This is a genomic window from uncultured Erythrobacter sp. (assembly GCF_947499705.1).
Classification (GTDB): domain Bacteria; phylum Pseudomonadota; class Alphaproteobacteria; order Sphingomonadales; family Sphingomonadaceae; genus Erythrobacter.
The window spans coordinates 777,891-794,131 of sequence record NZ_CANMPJ010000001.1 but is presented as its reverse complement, the minus strand read 5'-3'; the positions used below and the strand labels follow the sequence as shown (position 1 = coordinate 794,131).

The 16,241-nt window shown below is 59.3% G+C and carries 17 protein-coding genes and 1 tRNA gene; 11 read left to right on the top strand and 7 right to left on the bottom strand.

What is annotated here, in order from left to right; translation table 11 throughout:
* Positions 1-5: 5 nt before the first annotated feature.
* Positions 6-542: a DUF4199 domain-containing protein gene (locus Q0837_RS03660; RefSeq protein WP_298465417.1), complete on the bottom strand. Its 537-nt coding sequence runs from the start codon at positions 540-542 to the stop codon at positions 6-8.
* 103 nt (positions 543-645) lie between these two features.
* Complete coding sequence (locus tag Q0837_RS03655; RefSeq protein WP_298465414.1) at positions 646-1,071, bottom strand: helix-turn-helix transcriptional regulator; 426 nt, start codon at positions 1,069-1,071, stop codon at positions 646-648.
* 129 nt (positions 1,072-1,200) lie between these two features.
* On the opposite strand from Q0837_RS03655, the gene Q0837_RS03650 reads away from it, so the two are divergent.
* Positions 1,201-1,554 (top strand): nuclear transport factor 2 family protein, encoded by a 354-nt coding sequence (locus Q0837_RS03650; protein ID WP_298465411.1) that lies wholly within the window; start codon positions 1,201-1,203, stop codon positions 1,552-1,554.
* Between the two features lie 129 nt (positions 1,555-1,683).
* On the opposite strand, the gene Q0837_RS03645 is transcribed toward Q0837_RS03650, so the two are convergent.
* The gene (locus Q0837_RS03645) at positions 1,684-2,157 is read right to left on the bottom strand and encodes a DUF6456 domain-containing protein (RefSeq protein WP_298465406.1); all 474 of its coding nucleotides are present in this window, start codon (positions 2,155-2,157) and stop codon (positions 1,684-1,686) included.
* A 112-nt stretch (positions 2,158-2,269) separates the two neighbouring features.
* Here Q0837_RS03645 and Q0837_RS03640 point away from each other — a divergent pair, with 112 nt between their 5' ends.
* Both Q0837_RS03640 and Q0837_RS03635 read left to right on the top strand, forming a co-directional pair.
* The gene (locus tag Q0837_RS03640; RefSeq protein ID WP_298465403.1) at positions 2,270-2,851 is read left to right on the top strand and encodes a helix-turn-helix transcriptional regulator; all 582 of its coding nucleotides are present in this window, start codon (positions 2,270-2,272) and stop codon (positions 2,849-2,851) included.
* A gap of 93 nt (positions 2,852-2,944) precedes the next feature.
* Positions 2,945-4,120 (top strand): glycosyltransferase, encoded by a 1,176-nt coding sequence (locus Q0837_RS03635; protein WP_298465401.1) that lies wholly within the window; start codon positions 2,945-2,947, stop codon positions 4,118-4,120.
* Positions 4,121-4,270: 150 nt separating this feature from the next.
* On the opposite strand, the gene secF is transcribed toward Q0837_RS03635, so the two are convergent.
* From secF to yajC, 3 genes are read right to left on the bottom strand one after another with little or no spacing between them, the layout of a single operon-like run.
* The gene (gene secF, locus Q0837_RS03630) at positions 4,271-5,248 is read right to left on the bottom strand and encodes a protein translocase subunit SecF (RefSeq protein ID WP_298465399.1); all 978 of its coding nucleotides are present in this window, start codon (positions 5,246-5,248) and stop codon (positions 4,271-4,273) included.
* Positions 5,249-5,258: 10 nt separating this feature from the next.
* Positions 5,259-6,857, bottom strand: coding sequence for a protein translocase subunit SecD (gene secD / locus Q0837_RS03625; protein ID WP_298465397.1), 1,599 nt, complete (start codon positions 6,855-6,857; stop codon positions 5,259-5,261).
* Between the two features lie 58 nt (positions 6,858-6,915).
* Complete coding sequence (gene yajC, locus Q0837_RS03620; RefSeq protein WP_298465394.1) at positions 6,916-7,242, bottom strand: preprotein translocase subunit YajC; 327 nt, start codon at positions 7,240-7,242, stop codon at positions 6,916-6,918.
* Between the two features lie 245 nt (positions 7,243-7,487).
* On the opposite strand from yajC, the gene Q0837_RS03615 reads away from it, so the two are divergent.
* The 4 genes from Q0837_RS03615 to Q0837_RS03600 all read left to right on the top strand — a co-directional run bounded on the left by Q0837_RS03615 (position 7,488) and on the right by Q0837_RS03600 (position 11,425).
* Positions 7,488-7,564: transfer RNA gene (locus Q0837_RS03615), tRNA-Pro, on the top strand.
* Positions 7,565-7,813: 249 nt separating this feature from the next.
* Positions 7,814-10,009 (top strand): TonB-dependent siderophore receptor, encoded by a 2,196-nt coding sequence (locus Q0837_RS03610; RefSeq protein WP_298465391.1) that lies wholly within the window; start codon positions 7,814-7,816, stop codon positions 10,007-10,009.
* Positions 10,010-10,066: 57 nt separating this feature from the next.
* Positions 10,067-10,942 (top strand): CoA ester lyase, encoded by an 876-nt coding sequence (locus tag Q0837_RS03605; protein WP_298465389.1) that lies wholly within the window; start codon positions 10,067-10,069, stop codon positions 10,940-10,942.
* 69 nt (positions 10,943-11,011) lie between these two features.
* Positions 11,012-11,425: a holin family protein gene (locus tag Q0837_RS03600; RefSeq protein WP_298465386.1), complete on the top strand. Its 414-nt coding sequence runs from the start codon at positions 11,012-11,014 to the stop codon at positions 11,423-11,425.
* A 9-nt stretch (positions 11,426-11,434) separates the two neighbouring features.
* Here the strand turns inward: Q0837_RS03600 and Q0837_RS03595 are convergent, their stop codons facing one another.
* Positions 11,435-12,304 carry a hypothetical protein gene (locus Q0837_RS03595; protein ID WP_298465384.1) on the bottom strand — a complete coding sequence of 290 codons (870 nt, stop codon included), beginning with the start codon at positions 12,302-12,304 and terminating at the stop codon, positions 11,435-11,437.
* Positions 12,305-12,469: 165 nt separating this feature from the next.
* Between Q0837_RS03595 and aroQ the strand changes: the two genes are divergently transcribed.
* From aroQ to Q0837_RS03575, 4 genes are all read left to right on the top strand, one after another.
* Positions 12,470-12,910: a type II 3-dehydroquinate dehydratase gene (gene aroQ / locus Q0837_RS03590; protein WP_298465381.1), complete on the top strand. Its 441-nt coding sequence runs from the start codon at positions 12,470-12,472 to the stop codon at positions 12,908-12,910.
* 137 nt (positions 12,911-13,047) lie between these two features.
* Positions 13,048-13,500 carry an acetyl-CoA carboxylase biotin carboxyl carrier protein gene (accB, locus tag Q0837_RS03585; RefSeq protein ID WP_298465378.1) on the top strand — a complete coding sequence of 151 codons (453 nt, stop codon included), beginning with the start codon at positions 13,048-13,050 and terminating at the stop codon, positions 13,498-13,500.
* Positions 13,501-13,507: 7 nt separating this feature from the next.
* Entirely contained in the window at positions 13,508-14,857 is a 1,350-nt protein-coding gene (gene accC / locus Q0837_RS03580) for an acetyl-CoA carboxylase biotin carboxylase subunit (protein ID WP_298465375.1), read from the top strand.
* Between the two features lie 148 nt (positions 14,858-15,005).
* Entirely contained in the window at positions 15,006-16,178 is a 1,173-nt protein-coding gene (locus Q0837_RS03575; protein ID WP_298465372.1) for a hypothetical protein, read from the top strand.
* Positions 16,179-16,241 lie beyond the last annotated feature (63 nt).

Here is a 16,241-nt window from a genome sequence, read left to right as displayed (position 1 = left end):
CGGTTTCAGGCGCTCGCACGCGCTGGCAGCACCTTGGGGTTCTTCAGGACGAATGCCGAGATCAGCGCGACCAACAGCCCCACAGGGAATATCTCGATAAAGGTGATCGGGACGCGGACCAGTGGATTCGCATAATTCGCCATGCTCGCGTCGATCTCAGCCAGCTTTGCCGCCTGTTCATCCGCGCTCAGGCCTTCAGCAATAACCGCTGACTTAAGACCTTCGGCATAGGCATCGATGAACGCGAAATCGGAGAGGTGGAGGTAAACCTCCCAGCTGATTGTGTAGAAAAACCCTGCGACCACCGCGATGCCGATGCCGACCCCGGCAGCCTGCGTGAACTTGATCACGCCGCCATGTTCGACGTCGCGAAACCGTTTGATGCCGATAAACACCAGCGACAGCACCGCCAGCATGACGGCGTAGCCCATCAGTTCAGAAACGCCGGGGTCATCCGTTCCCATCGCCAGCATCACAACGATCATAAAAGCGATTACGACGACGCCAATGACCGAACCGAAGATCAGTGAATAACGCAGCATTGGTTGTCTCCCTGTTGTTGGACGCCCAATCCGTTCCTCATACCCAGCTGCAATCCTATCACCCAGATGGGTGAGTTGGGCGATTTCGCCCCAATGGATGACCTCAAGGAATGACCGCGAGAGAGCGCGCCGCCTCAACCGCCTTGCCTCGACCAGTTACATCCAACTTCATGTAAAGATTGGCGATGTGCGTCTTGATCGTGTTGGGAGAGACGCCAAGTGACCGGGCGATTTCCTTGTTGCTTGCACCTTTCGCGAGATAGCCAAGGATTTCGAGTTCGCGCGGGGTCAATCCCAGTGATGCGATCGCCTTGTCGTTCGGCTCGAATTCGGTTTGCGCGGCGCCGGGGGTGAGTCGCAGCCCAACCCAGATGCCGATTCCGATGAAAATCACTGCGATGATCGCTGCATAGACCTCGCCCGGCATCTGCATCACTTGATAGCGATATTCGACCCATTGAAGCAGCGCCGCGATCAGAGCGATCGCACCGCCATAAAGCAGGCCGTAGCGCAGGGTCGTCGAAGTCATGTCTGACTGTCTGCCAGATTGCGCCGGGTCGTTCCAGATGCAGAACACGCATGCCGAACTCCGAGCAGTTGGTCGCGATAATGCCACATTGGCGCGACATCCTTTCGCCATCTGAGAAGGAGAACTGCCATGTCGGTTGAACAAGTAGCCAAGGAATTCACCGCCGCCGTCGCCGAGGACAATGCCGAGGCTTACCAATCCTATTGGTCCAACGACATCGTGAGCCTCGAACCACAGCAGGACAGCCCAATGGCCCGCGTGGAAGGCCGCGAAGCACTGCTCGGAAAGCATGCCTGGTGGGAAGCCAATGCCGAAATGCACGATACCACCACGGAAGGACCGTATGTGTTCGGCGACCAGTTCGCGGTGAAATACACCATGGACGTCACGATGGATGGCGAGCGCTCGCAGATGGCCGAAGTCGGGGTCTACACTGTGAAGGACGACAAAATCGTCGAAGAGCGGTTCTTCTACGGCAGCTGAGAATTGTACGACGCACCCCAGCAGAGTTGACACAATTGACACCGTGTCACCCTGCAAATTCGCCCTCAATCCCGCAGAAACGCTGGGTTTGAGGGCGATTTTGCGAAGTTGACAGGTCTCCAACTCGTTTCACCTGATGCGGTAGAATTCGGCAACCCGTTCGAGCGCCAGTTTCAGCACCAGCTTGCCGCTGCGCGCGGGCCAGCCAAGGCCCTTCTCCGCTTCAGGTAGCGCCTCGCCCGCGCACACAACTCGCCAAAGAATGTCTTCGAGCCCCTTGCCCGCTTCCTTCAATGCACCGTCGAAGCGCGCCTTCGCAGCGATCTGCTTTTCCGCCGGGTTCAGCCCTTGGTCACCGGTCGTCTTCACCCGAACCGGGTCCCATCGCATCGTTACATTGGGCGATAGCTGCGCGCGCTCATAGTCCCCGCGCAGCGCCTCGCCCGCATCGAACAGGCGATCTTCCAAATGTCCACGCGAATGTAACCAGGCGATTGGCGACTCTCCCAGGTTCACCGTCACCGTCCGGCGTTTACCCTTCGCGCCCGAACCCCGCCGCGGACCCTCGCTGGTCAATTCCTGTTCAACCAATTTACGCGCCATGACCGCTCTCCTTTTGCCGATTTGGTAAAGAGCGACACTTGCATTGGCACCTGTGATGTAGGAAAGAGAGAATTACCAAATTGGTTCAAGATTGAGTTCCGGGAGAACACAATTGATCAATCGTATTCGCGATATCCGCAAGGCCAAGGGCCTCACTCTCGCGCAACTGGCCGAAGCATGCGACCCGCCCACAACGGCTCAAACCATCGGCAGGCTCGAAACGGGCATGCGCAACCTTTCGACCAAATGGATGGACCGGATCGGTGCTGCGCTGGGGATTGATCCAGAGACCCTTGTCCGATCCGAAGGAGGCGAAACGCCGCAGATCGTGGCCGAGCTCGCCTCAATCGGGGCCGAGGCGCTGACCAGCCCGCGAGAAGCGCTCTTGCCGACCGAACTCGCGATGCAGGACGACGCGGCACCGCTTATGGTATTGTCCGTGGGCGAAAGCGTGGGGGAGTTCCGACCAGGCGACCTTCTGTGGCTTCGGCAACTGCATCCGGAACGCGCAGCCGAAGCGATAAATCGCGATTGCCTGCTCCCGCGCCCCGGTGGGCGGTTTGCATTCGGGCGACTGATCGACCGGCGTGGCACCTTGGTCGGATTGCTGCCTCCCGGTTCAGGTCAGAAACAGCAGGTGGTCTACAACCCGCCATGGATTGCGGTCGCCGCGATGCTGGTGAGGCCGCTGTAGCCGTAACCTTTGCCGGTTAGGGGGTCTTAACCAACGGTCCATACGCTTTCGCGCAACGCAGGAGACGCGCTTCCTTTGAAACATGTCCTATCCTTGAGCACGCTCTATCCCAACGCGGTCAATCCGCGCTTCGGGACATTCGTGGCGCGCTCGCTCGAAGGACTGGCAAAGCTGGGCGCGAAAACCGGTGAATGGCGCGTGTCTGTGGTCAATCCCATCGGCTTGCCGCCGATAACTTTTGGCCGATACCGCGCCCTCTCCGAGCTGGAGTCGGTGGCTCAGGAAGGCGGCATGACCATCTATCGCCCGCCCTTCACGCTCATTCCCAAGATCGGAGGACGGCGCAATGCCGGCGCGATTGCCAAGGCGATCCTGCCCCTGACCGAGCAAATCCATGCCGACCGGCCGATCGATGTGATCGATGCGCAGTTCTTTTTCCCCGATGGCCCGGCTGCCGCGATGGTTGCGCAGCAGCTTGGACTGCCACTGTCGATCAAGGCGCGTGGCTCGGACATATCTCTTTGGGGAGAGCAAGACTTCGCCCGTGATCAAATGCTTGAGGCCGCACGCTACGCGAAAGGACTTTTGGCGGTTAGCGAGGCGCTCAAGGGTGAGATGATCGCCCTCGGCATGCCGGGTGAGAAGATCGAGATTCACTATACCGGTCTGGATCGGGACCGCTTCCGCCCGCTTGGGCATACGCAGCTTCGCTCTCAGCTCGGTCAGCAGCTTGGCTTCGCAATGCCCTTGGGAGCGCCGCTGCTGGCGTGCGTCGGCGCACTGATCGAACGCAAGGGTCAGGACATTGCCATTTCCGCCCTACCCTCTCTACCAGAGGCTCGGCTCATACTGGTCGGCAAGGGAGAGGACCAAGGTCGGCTGGAAGGGCTGGCGCGCGATCTTGGCGTGTCAGACCGGGTTCACTTTGCCGGGTCACTCGATCACGATGTAATGCCACTGATCCTGTCGGCTGCCGACGCGACGGTGCTGCCTACGGTGAGCGAAGGGCTCGCGAATGCCTGGGTTGAGAGTATTGCCTGCGGAACGCCAGTGATCACCACCGATGTCGGCGGCGCGCGGGAGCTGATCAACAACGATATTGCGGGCCGATTGATCGAGCGCACACCCGAAGCCGTTGTCGAGGCGGTCGAGAGCCTCCTCGCCGCGCCACCCAATCCGGAGTCTGTGGCAGCCTCAGCCGAGCGCTTTAGCTGGGACAACAATGCTGCCGAACTGGCGGCCTATTTTGAACGGCTCGTCGCAGGCTGACGCCAGAGTTCCAAGCCACCCGCTCCCTCCACCCTTCCACCCGGAGCCTACCGGGACACAATCCGGGTGGAAGGCCAAACGGGGGAAGCAGTCCCCCGGACTCCTTCCTCTTCCGGTCGCAGGGAGCGGGTGGCTGAGGCGCGCCGAAAGTTAAGCTTCGCCGCGTGCGATCCGCTCTTGCCGATCCGCTGCGGTTTCCTGCGGCACGAAACTGTCCGATGTTACGCCCAGCCAGATCAGGATCGGCGAAGCGAGATAGACGCTCGAATACGTCCCGATGAACAGGCCGGCGGTGATCGCTGCGACCAGTCCAAACAGGCTGGCGGGACCGAACAGCAGCAGTGGCAGCAGCGCGACTAGCAGCGTCAATGACGTCATGACGGTACGCGCCAGCGTCTCATTGATCGACAGGTCGAGCAGCTCAGGCAGCGGCATCTTGCGATACTTCTTCAGGTTTTCGCGGATGCGGTCGAACACGACGATCGTGTCGTTAAGCGAATACCCGATAATCGCGAGGATAGCGGCGATGATCTGCAGGCTGAATTCCAGCTGGAACAGCGAGAACATCCCCAGCGTCAGCGACACGTCGTGGAACAAAGCGAACAGCGCTCCGACGCCGAACTGCCATTCGAACCGGATCCAGATATAGATAGCGACCATCAGCATCGCGGCGAGCAGCGCGAGCACGGCGTCCTGACGGAATTCGCCCGCGACCTTGCCCGATACGGTGTTGTTGCCGTCGGTTCGCACACCATCGTAGTTGCCACCAATCATCGCAATGACCTGATTGCCGATCTCGGTCGCTGCGCCCGGTTCGTCTTCAACTCCGTCCGGCAACGGAACGCGGATAGAGACGATGTTGGGCGCACCGAATTCCTGCACCACAGGCGTGCCAAAGCCGAGTGCCTCGACCGATTGTCGCAAATCGGCAATCGGTGCCTGATCCATCTCGGTGAAGGTCACCTGGACCTCCTGACCACCGGCGAAATCGACTCCGTAATTCAGACCCTGGGTCAAAACCAACGCCCAGCTCGCGGCGATCAACAGCATGCTGATCACGAAGAACGGCAGGCGTAGCCTGAGGAACTTGATATTGGTGTCAGCGGGGACGAGTTTGAGCAGTTTCATGGCACCGTCCTCAAATATTGATGTCGCTGGGGCGCGTCTTGCGCAGCCAACCGGCGGCCCACATGCGGGTCAGGGTGAGCGCGGTGAAGACGCTGGTGGCGAGACCGATGATCAGCACGACCGCGAAGCCACGAACCGGACCAGAGCCGAACAGGAACAACAGCACACCGGCGATGAAGTTGGTGATGTTGGCATCGTAAATCGCGCGGCTGGCTTCTTTGTAGCCATTCTCGATCGCGGCAACGACGCGCCGCCCGCGTTTTCGCTCTTCGCGTATGCGTTCGTTGATCAGCACGTTGGCATCGACCGCTGCACCGACAGTCAGCACGAAGCCAGCGATCCCCGGCAGCGTCAGCGTGGTGTTTAGCCCGGCCATGAGGCCAAGCAGGATGAGAACGTTGAAGACCAGTGCAATCGTCGCATAGACGCCGAAGCGGCCATAGGTGGCAATCATCAACGCGATCACGGCGAAGCTGCCGATCATCATGGCGATCATGCCGCGCTGGATGGAATCTTTGCCCAGTTCCGCGCTGACGGTACGCTCTTCAATCACCGTCAGCGGCACAGGCAGCGCGCCCGACCGAAGCGAGATCGCCAGCGTATTCGCGCTGTCGGGAGTAAAGCTTCCCGAAATCTGCGCCGCACCGCCTAGGATCGGCTCCTCGAACACTGGCGCCGAGAGTACTTCACCGTCGAGAATAATCGCGAACCGCTGCCCGACATTTTCGGTGCTAAGCTTCGCAAACTTCTGACCGCCGGGTCCGTCGAACTGAATGCTGACGATGTTTTCGTTGGTTTCGGGATTCACACCCGCTTGAGCATTCGTCAGACTGTCGCCGCGAATACCGCCCAGTCGCTTGACCGCTTCGAACTGACCGGCCCGGGGACTGTCCTCCGCATAGGGGAAAATCTGGCTACCCGGAGGCGCAATGCCCGCTTCGACATTGGTCAGCAGTGCGTTGGTGTCGACCAACTTGAACTCAAGCTGTGCAGTCTGACCGAGCAATTCCTTCAGCGCTTCAGGATCTTCGAGTCCAGGCACCTGCACCACGATCCGCGTGTCACCCTGCCTGATGATCGTAGGCTCGCGAGTTCCGAGCTCGTCGATCCGGCGGCGGACGACTTCGGTAGCGCTCTCCATCGCATCGTTTAGCGCCTGTCCGACACCGCTATCGGTCGGCGTCAACACCATGCGCTGTCCATCGACAACGGTCAGATCCCATTCGCGAACCAGGTTTTGACCTTGCAGTTGGGGCTCGAGCAATCCGCGCGCGCGGTCCACGTCGCTGGCTTGGTTCAGCAGGAATGACAGTCGATTTTCGGCGGTTGAAACATCTCCGATGCGAATGCGCGGCTCTGAGTTGCGCATTATCGCTCGGACAGTCTCTTCCATGTTCTCGAGCCGCTGTACGCGCACGTCTTCCGCGTCGGCTTCCAGCAGCAAGTGTGACCCGCCCGCCAAGTCCAAGCCAAGATTAACTTGCGGCGCAGGCAGCGCCTCTGGCCAATCGATGCCGGATGCGCTGAAGATCGACGGAAGGGCCGCAGCTACCGCAAGCAGCGCCAGCCCCCACAGCCAAATCTTTTTCCAGAGGGGAAATTCGAGCATGAAGCTTTATCTCAGTCCGCTTGCCTGATGGAATGCAACTGCGCCGCCAAAGCAGCGATCAGTCGTTGGCCGGAGTTCCGCCCGGTGGAATGATATCGCCGATCGTGTGCTTGACGGCTTTGACGCGGACGTCCTTGGCGAGGTCGATATGCACGAAGTCATCTTCGACCTTCACGACCTTGCCAACCAGTCCGCCCTGCGTGACGACCTGATCGCCCTTTTTCAGGCTTGAGACCTTTTCCTGATGCTCTTTCTGCCGCTTCATCTGCGGGCGAATGATCAGGAACCAGAAGATAACCACCATGCCGACAATCGGCAGCCAGTTGAGCCAGGCCGGTGGTGCGGCGGCAGCGCCGGTTCCAGCAGCGGCGAGAATTTCAAACATATGTCGTCTTGCCTGTCAAAATTCGCGTTGATTATGCATTGTTGGAGCAGCGCGCGCGGCAGCATCAGCCTCCACGTCCCCTACCCATTTCGTTCAAGTGGGCGCGGTTAGCAGCAATGCAAGTGCCCCGCAATCGCGCCTGCACGGGCATAGGGCCGCTATTTGCCCGCAATCCCCGCCCAATCGCGCCCAATCGCGCTTGCATGGCTGCAAGCTGCGCCGTATAGGCCCGCCTCCACTGGTCTCGGGAAGTAGCGCAGCCTGGTAGCGCATCACACTGGGGGTGTGGGGGTCGCAGGTTCGAATCCTGTCTTCCCGACCAGTGGAGTTCTTTTCGAAATCGCCGACGGTTATGTATGGTGCGGACGCTCCGCCGAACCTGTCCGTGTGGAATTGGCGAGAGGGAGAGACAAACAGGCGGCATCAGCAGAAAGTCGAATCCGGTCGTCCCCGTCAGTGGAACGTTCGTCGATTAGTCTGACGCCGCTCACTCTCTCGGCTTGCCAATGCGAAAGGATCGTTCAAGGGCGTGCACGGAACTTGCGCGGGGCGAAAGCGTTTAGGACGGCTCATGAATTGTCCACACCTCCTGATTTCTGCCGCGATTGCCTCGCTGGCAACGGTGCCTGCGGTCGCACAGGATCCGGAACCGCTCGATTACTCCGAACTCGATGGCCGCGATGAGCCGCAAGCGAACATCACGACTGACGATATTCGACTGGACGAGGCCCCGGCGGACGAGCGGGCCAATTCCAGTTCCCTGGATGACGAAACGGCAGGGCAAGAAAGCGACGATGCCAGCACCCGGCGCACCTTCACTCCAACAGATTTCGAACGATTCGCACCGCGCAATGCGCTCGATATGGCACGTCAGATCCCCGGCTTTTCCATTCGTTCTGATGATGGCGCGCGCGGCCTTGGCCAAGCCAACACCAATGTCATCATCAATGGTCAGAGAATTTCCGGCAAATCCAACGGCCCCGTTTCCGCGCTCAATCGCATCCCCTCAGAAGAAGTCGTGCGGCTCGAGATTGTCGACGGTGCCAGCTTGGATATCGGCGGGCTGACCGGTCAGGTTCTCAATGTCGTCACCAGCTCCACTGGCGGCATCACAGGGCAGTTTCGTTACTCGGCTGAATGGCGCAGCTTTGGCGTTCCGTTTCGCTGGAGCGACGGCCAGATATCCCTTGCTGGCGGCGGAGCGAAGACGGAATGGACGCTCAGTTTCGAAAACGATGCCGGGCGGCGCGGTGACCAGGGCATTGAGCTGGTGTTCGATGCCGCCGATCTACTGATCGATACGCGGATCGAACAATCCAGCTTCACCTCCGACAATCCGGTCCTGTCCGGTTCGTTCGCGCGCACTGCCACCAATGGCAATGTCCTGAACCTGACCGGACAAGTGGGCGGCAACATCTTTCGCCAGCGCGAAGTCTCTGAGCGCAGCGGGATAATCGAAGCAATCGATCGTTTGCGCACATTCCGCTCGAAGGAAGACGAATTCAACTTCGAACTCGGCGCCGATTACAGCTTTGGCCTTGGCGGCGGCACGCTCAAACTGATCGGCTACCACCGCTACGAAGACAGCCCGACGCGTTCCTCCGTACTCACCGAATTCGTCAATGACGCAGCGCCAACCGGATCGGTTTTCACCCGCGACGCCGATGAAGGGGAAACCATCGCCCGGGCCGAATACAGTTTTGGCGGGCTCGGCGGCGATCTGCAGTTCGCGCTCGAAGGGGTGAAGAACTTCCTCGATATCTCCTCGACTTTCGAAGAACGCGATGCGGGCGGTGTCCTGCAACCTGTCGAATTCGACGGCGCTACTGCGCGCGTCGAGGAAGACCGCGCCGAAGCCAGCGTGACTTATGGCCGTCCACTCACCGATAATCTGCTCATTCAAATTTCGGCTGGGGCCGAGTATTCACAGATCAGCCAGTCCGGCGTGGCGGGGCAGACTCGCACGTTCTATCGGCCAAAGGGTTTCGCGTCGTTCGATTGGAAAGCAAGCGATACGCTGAATGTGTCCGGCCGGGTCGAACGCGTCGTTGGTCAGCTCGATTTCTTTGACTTCATCGCTTCGACCAACCTCGATCAGGACCGGGTCAATGTCACCAATGCAGACCTCGTTCCACCGCAAAGCTGGCTGTTCGAACTGGAAGCGACGCAAAGCCTTGGCGATTTCGGATCGCTCAATCTGCGTGGGTTTTTCGAAGATTTCAGCGACATCGTCGACCAGATTCCGATTGCCGGCGGCGGTCAGGCACCGGGCAACATCGATTCTGCCACGCTCTACGGGGTAGAGAGCGAGTTGACCTTGCTGTTCGATCCGCTCGGCCTGCCGGGCCTGCGGTTCGACTCTGAGATATTTCTGTCCGAAAGCGAAGTGCTCGACCCGCTTCTGGGCACTCCGCGCGAGATTTCCGGCAACCTTTTTGTCGATTTCGAATTGGAGTTACGGCAGGACTTTATCGGAACACCTTGGGCGATTGGCGGCTTCTTCCGCTACGATGAGCGCCAACCGAATGTGCGCTTGGACGAAGTGGCTCAGCGTCTAGACACCCCCGGATTTGCCCGCATTTTTGTCGAGCATAAGGACGTGTTCGGCATGACGGCCCGGTTCCGCGTGGGCAACATATTCGACCGCAAGAACCGCTTCGACCGCACAATTTTTGTCGACCGGGTCAACAACATCGTCGACTTCCGTGAGGACCGAGACCGCAATTTCGGCACGATCTTCTCGGTCGATATCGAAGGGTCGTTCTAGGGCATCCTTGCGTCTCCCTGCGCGCCCGCTTAACCGCTGGCGCGAGAGGATTTGACCATGACATTACGCATGCGCAGCTGGCTGTTCGCTCCGGGTGACAGCGCCAAGAAGATGGGCAAGGCAATTGCCAGCGACGCCGATATCGCGCTGCTCGATCTCGAAGATTCGGTGACTCCAGAAAACAAGGCGGCGGCGCGTGAAGCGGTTGCGGCGGCGCTGGGCGATGCGGAGGATCGATCGCGCGTTTGGGTTCGGATCAATCCGCTATCCGGCGACTGGACTGAGGCCGATCTGGATGCGGTTGTGCCAGCCGCACCGGGCGGGGTGTTCTTACCTAAGGCAGAAGGCGGGCATGACGTCGAAACACTCGATACGATGCTGACCGAGCGCGAACGGGCGGCGGGGCTGGAGGTTGGCTCAATCAAGGTCGCCGCGCTTGTCACAGAGACCGCCGCCGCGATGTTCACGACCGGCACCTATGACGGCGCGCCCCGCCTGGTGGCGATGAGTTGGGGCGCGGAAGACCTTTCAAGCGAACTCGGCGCCAGCGAGCAGCGCGGGCCGGACGGCGAATACACCCACGTCTACGAGATGGCCCGCAGCCTGTGTCTGATTGGCGCGGTGAAAGCCGGTGTCGCGCCCATCGAGACCGTCCAGCCCGAATTCCGCGACCTCGAAGCGCTGGAGCGCCGCGCCCGCAGCGTCCGGGCGCAGGGCTTTCGCGGCATGCTGGCGATCCACCCTGCTCAAATCGCCCCGATCAATGCTGCCTTCACGCCAAGTGCTGAGGAAATCGAACACGCGCGCGCCGTTGTGCAGGCTTTCGCCGACAATCCCGGCATGGGAACCATTGCGATCGATGGGAACATGCTCGACCGGCCGCATCTAGCGCTGGCTCAGCGATTACTCGCTGAAGCCGGTGATTCCATTTAGGTAAGAGTATTTTCCTACACTAACCTATTTGGATATTTCCGTTCCGACTCGATAGCAGGAGCGGATCATATGGGCCTTCTCGACACTCTGATCGGACCGATCACCTCAATCATCGACAAGATCATCCCCGACAAGGAAGCGCGGGCCAAGGCAAAGCTCGAGCTGCTCAAACTCGAAGGCACGCAGGAAATGCGGCTGATCGAAGCGCGCCTCCAAGCCATCGTCGCCGAAGCGCAAAGCACCGACCCCTGGACCAGCCGCGCCCGTCCCAGCTTTCTTTATGTGATGTACGTGATGATCCTGTGGGCGCTGCCGATGGGCGTGCTGGCGGCATTCAATCCGGGAGCGGCGAAGGAAATCGCGAGCGGCATGAACGCCTATCTCAACGGGCTGCCAGAACCACTCTACGCGCTGTTTGGAACGGGGTACCTCGGCTACACTGCTGCCCGCCAGTGGGGGAAAGTTAAGGGGGTGGATAGGTAGTCAAGGACACTACTTGTCTTGAGCGGCCTTCAAGTCTTCGAGTACCTGCGCGGAAACCCAAAAGACGTCGACATTCCGTTCACCCATCTTCCGATTGAAAAACAGATATTTGCCATCAGGCGTAACGCTGGCTGACGCCTCCCAAGCCTGTGTGTTGATCTTCTCACCCAGATTGATGGCCGAGCCCCATGAACCGTCACTCTGTCGAAAGCTGACATAGATGTCGGAATCGCCAAATCCGTCCTCTTTGCGTCCATCCCACAAGATATATGACTCATCGGGTGCAATGAATGGATGCGCGAGCCAAGTGCCGGTGTTGATTTCATCGCTCGCCAGTCGCGGCTTTTCACGCTTCCCATCGACCATTCGGGAATATCGAATCCGGCCATCACCGTCAGTTCCGACCTCGTCGAAATAGTATGTCCCTAACGATGATGCGGTGAGTCGCATGATGCGAAGTTCTTCAAACTCGCCGCCCAAGCGTTCGAGTTCCGACCAGCCATCATCAGTGCGCAATTTGAACCGCTTGCCAAGGTGCATGGTCTTGCCATCTGGTGAAATGAAAGGCTGGCCTATCCTGCGTGAGATGGTCGATTTGCGCCATTGTTCGCCGACATGTTCAAAGACGACAAATGACATCTCTCCATTCTCATTCTCTTTGAGAAAATAGAGCTCGTTCATATCCGGCGAGAACCCCCCACCGTATTCCCACAGGTCACTCGTGACGATTCCGGGAGCGAACGGCTCAGGGATATCATCAGGCGGATCTTGGCCAAGGTAAGGACCGGATAGAGCTGTCAGATCGTCCTCCGCAAAGCTTGGAGACGCCGAAATCAGACAGAGTGTTGCAGCTACAGAGATCGTCCAACGCATCTTCATCACGAGTTCTACCTTTCCAAGTTCCGGATAGGGGTTGGACCGTGGGGAACCTGCCGATGTAAGTCGATTAAGGGTCGCCAGACTTGCATCATCAATCGCTGAACAGCTTCGTTTCAGGTGCTGATGGCGCTTTCCTCAACGGCAATGGTTGGTTAGTCAGAGCCGATGTCCAACACAGTCTATGTCCTCAACGGACCCAATCTCAACCTGCTCGGCCTGCGGGAGCCGGAAATCTACGGCCCGACCACGCTCGATGAGATTGCGGGGATGCTGGAAGATCGCGCGCGACAGCTAGGTCTTACCATCGACATGCGGCAGACCAATCACGAAGGAATGCTGGTCGATTGGCTGCATGAGGCACAAGCGGAAGGCGCGCGGGCGGTGCTGCTCAACGCCGCCGCCTACACCCACACATCGATCGCGCTGCTTGATGCGATCAAGGCGATAACCATTCCGGTTATTGAGGTGCACCTAAGTGATCCAAAAGCGCGCGAAGAGTTTCGGCACCTTTCCTATGTCGCGATGGCCGCTGCAAAGACTGTTGAGGGGCACGGCGCGGACAGCTATCGCCTCGCTCTCGAAGCCGTAGCGTCAGGCGAAGTCTGAACAAACACGCGCTTTTGCGATTTTTGCAAGCTTTGCCACTTGCCAGCCGCATTCTGCGTCAATAGTCACCGCCGCAACCAAATAACCAAGGGGCATGCATGGCAACCGATAAGCCAGGTGCCGGAAGGAAATCCGGCATGAATATCGACTCCGATCTCGTCCGCGAACTCGCAGAGCTTCTGAACGAGACCGGCCTCACCGAAATCGAAGTCGAAGATAACGACCGCAAAATCAGAGTCGCTCGTGAAGGCGTAGCTGCGCCTGCGCAGATGGCGGCCGCTCCGGCCATGTCGGCTCCGGCTGCTGCGCCCGCTGCCGCTGCGCCTGCTCCGGAAACCGCACCAGCGGCAGACAACGCTGACGCGCTCAAATCACCGATGGTCGGCACTGTCTATCTCGCTCCTGAACCGGGAGCGGCGAATTTCGTAAAGCCGGGCGACAGCGTGAAAGAGGGCGACACGCTCGTCATTGTCGAAGCGATGAAGGTGATGAACCCGATCACCGCCGACAAATCCGGTACGGTCAAATCGATCCTCGTCGAAAACGCCCAGCCGGTCGAATTCGACCAGCCACTGGTCGTGATCGGTTAACCCAGCGATGTCGATCACCCGCATCCTGATCGCCAATCGCGGCGAAATCGCACTGCGCATCCACCGTGCAGCGCATGAAATGGGCATTGAGACGGTCGCGGTGCATTCCACTGCCGATGCCGACGCGATGCATGTGCGGCTCGCCGATCACGCGGTCTGCATTGGCCCGCCGCCAGCGACCGACAGCTATCTCAATCACGCCAACATCATCTCGGCCGCCGAGGTAGCAGGCTGCGACGCGATCCACCCGGGCTACGGCTTCCTTTCCGAGAACGCCAAGTTCGCCGAGATCGTAGAAGCGCACGACATCAAGTGGATCGGCCCCAAGCCTGAACACATCGTCACGATGGGTGACAAGGTGCAGGCGAAGAAGACCGCAGGCGCGCTCGGCCTGCCGCTGGTCCCCGGATCTGACGGCGCAGTTTCCGACCCGGAAGAGGGCAAGAAGATCGCCGCCGAAATCGGCTATCCCGTCATCATCAAGGCCGCCAGCGGCGGTGGTGGACGCGGGATGAAGGTCTGCGAAAGCGAAGACAAACTCGAAACGCTGATGCAGCAGGCGGGCAGCGAAGCGAAGGCCGCTTTCGGCGACGCCACCGTCTATATCGAGAAATATCTCGGCAATCCGCGCCACATCGAATTCCAGGTGTTCGGCGACGGCAATGGCAAGGCGATCCATCTGGGTGAGCGCGATTGCTCGCTGCAACGCCGCCACCAAAAGGTCCTCGAAGAGGCCCCTTCCCCCGTCATCAGTCACGAAGAACGCATGCGCATGGGCGAAGTCTGCTCGAAAGCGATGCGCGACATGGCCTATCGCGGCGCGGGTACGATCGAATTCCTGTGGGAAGACGGCGAGTTCTATTTCATAGAAATGAACACCCGGCTTCAGGTCGAACACCCGGTGACCGAAGCGATCACCGGCGTCGATCTTGTGCGCGAGCAGATCCGCATCGCCGCAGGCAAGCCGCTATCGGTCGCGCAGGAGGATCTCGAGTTCAACGGCCACGCGATCGAGTGCCGGATCAACGCCGAGGACCCATTCACCTTCGCGCCTTCACCCGGCAAGGTGACCTATTACCACCCGGCTGGCGGCATGCATGTACGCGTCGATTCCGGTCTCTATGCCGGCTATTCGATCCCGCCTTACTACGACAGCATGATCGCCAAACTGATCGTCTACGGACGCAACCGCGAAGGCTGCATCATGCGCCTACGCCGCGCGCTCGAAGAAATGGTGGTCGAAGGGGTGAAGACCAACATCCCGCTGCATCAGGAATTGCTGCGTCAGGACGATGTGCTGCACGGCGATTATTCGATCAAATGGCTGGAAGAATGGCTGGCGGAGCGTGAAGTTTAGGACCGGCATGATCGCTCGGCTTGTCCGCTGCCAAATGATCGCCAGCTAATCGGCCATTCATTCTGGCACCTCTAACTCCCTGATCTGCAAAGCGCGTCCATGGCACCATCACCATGAATGCGGGGGAGGACCTATGCAGAAAGTCAGAATGACCTGTCGCTCCGCAGCATTGTCTTTGGCGTTCGCATTGATAGGCCTTGCGGCGAATGCCCAAACGGTCGGGGCTCCCGCAGGTTGGTCGGATAGCCAGCAGGGCGACAAACGCGTCCTGACCAAGAATGGTGTTCTTGTCGAAATCGGTCCGTGGCAAAGCAGCAGCGGCAAATCGACGGGTGACTGGCTCAAATCACAAGAGCGGGTGAGCGCCCCCGGCGTCTCCTACGTCTCAACGCAGAGTATGCAGGCTGAGGCGGCCGTGCCTGGCAGCTATTCCCTCGCTCGATCAGTCAAAGTGAATGGGCGCGATCAGCTTTCGGTTCTTTATGCCTGTCCGGGTAAAGGCGGCACGGTCAAACTGATGGAATTGCGCGCGGTGCTTTCTCGGCAAACAGCTAGCGACATTCAGCGGGCGGCCAAATTTGGCGAAGCGGTCTGCCGGGCCGATTCCAACTACGCGGCGAACTCACCGACTTCAGGCCGAACGGCTGCGGCGTCTGGCAAAACTTCCAGTGCTCCCGGCAACCCCGGACAGCAGAATTCCGCGCAATCGCTCGCCGCGGCGAATGCCAGCATTCCGGCTGGCAGCAGACCGCGTTCGGCGCGGATTGTTCTTGAGCAAAAGTGGGTCGGATTCCCGGCGGTGATGGTCAACACGGCAACACCTGAAATGAGCTTCGCCAATGGCTACTCCACGACCTGCGCGAAGTGGAACCCGCTGCGGCAAACGCCGACGCCAACCTCCGCCGGAATGTTGAAGCGCTGCAAATTCAAGCGCGGCGCGAGCAAAGGTAAGGCTGCGCGCAAGTTCAGTCCAGGCGAAACGATCAATATCTCCTATGGCCGTATAACCGGTTCATCACGCAGCTTCGGCAGTTCCTCCTCCAGCATTTCCGGAGGCACTTTGCGGATGACCAAGGATGGTCGAATCCAGATCGGAGAGTTTAACGCATTCTCGGTTAGCTCAGCTGGGTCAGGAGCCGGCGGTGGAAACCGCAAAATCGCTGTTTCAGGTCGGTATTATCTGAACGGTCATACGATCACGATTCAAGCCGATGATGGGCGTATCTTTCATGGCTTCATTGCCGCAAGCTCGAAGAGCGGCGGCACGGGATACGACTACATTTTCATCAATGGTGAACACTATTGGGACCGCAAGAAGTAGCTCCAAGGTCCATCAGCGCAGGCAGGCGGCGAATGGCTTGCTGACAATTGCGTGACGCTCTAG

Coding starts and splice junctions, on each gene's coding strand:
- accB (WP_298465378.1), top strand. CDS start 13,048: ATGAATATCGACTCCGATCTCGTCCGCGAACTCGCAGAGCTTCTGAAC.
- secF (WP_298465399.1), bottom strand. CDS start 5,248: ATGAAACTGCTCAAACTCGTCCCCGCTGACACCAATATCAAGTTCCTC.
- accC (WP_298465375.1), top strand. CDS start 13,508: ATGTCGATCACCCGCATCCTGATCGCCAATCGCGGCGAAATCGCACTG.
- Q0837_RS03595 (WP_298465384.1), bottom strand. CDS start 12,304: ATGAAGATGCGTTGGACGATCTCTGTAGCTGCAACACTCTGTCTGATT.
- yajC (WP_298465394.1), bottom strand. CDS start 7,242: ATGTTTGAAATTCTCGCCGCTGCTGGAACCGGCGCTGCCGCCGCACCA.
- Q0837_RS03655 (WP_298465414.1), bottom strand. CDS start 1,071: ATGACTTCGACGACCCTGCGCTACGGCCTGCTTTATGGCGGTGCGATC.
- Q0837_RS03575 (WP_298465372.1), top strand. CDS start 15,006: ATGACCTGTCGCTCCGCAGCATTGTCTTTGGCGTTCGCATTGATAGGC.
- Q0837_RS03610 (WP_298465391.1), top strand. CDS start 7,814: ATGAATTGTCCACACCTCCTGATTTCTGCCGCGATTGCCTCGCTGGCA.
- aroQ (WP_298465381.1), top strand. CDS start 12,470: ATGTCCAACACAGTCTATGTCCTCAACGGACCCAATCTCAACCTGCTC.
- Q0837_RS03660 (WP_298465417.1), bottom strand. CDS start 542: ATGCTGCGTTATTCACTGATCTTCGGTTCGGTCATTGGCGTCGTCGTA.
- Q0837_RS03645 (WP_298465406.1), bottom strand. CDS start 2,157: ATGGCGCGTAAATTGGTTGAACAGGAATTGACCAGCGAGGGTCCGCGG.
- secD (WP_298465397.1), bottom strand. CDS start 6,857: ATGCTCGAATTTCCCCTCTGGAAAAAGATTTGGCTGTGGGGGCTGGCG.
- Q0837_RS03605 (WP_298465389.1), top strand. CDS start 10,067: ATGACATTACGCATGCGCAGCTGGCTGTTCGCTCCGGGTGACAGCGCC.
- Q0837_RS03650 (WP_298465411.1), top strand. CDS start 1,201: ATGTCGGTTGAACAAGTAGCCAAGGAATTCACCGCCGCCGTCGCCGAG.
- Q0837_RS03600 (WP_298465386.1), top strand. CDS start 11,012: ATGGGCCTTCTCGACACTCTGATCGGACCGATCACCTCAATCATCGAC.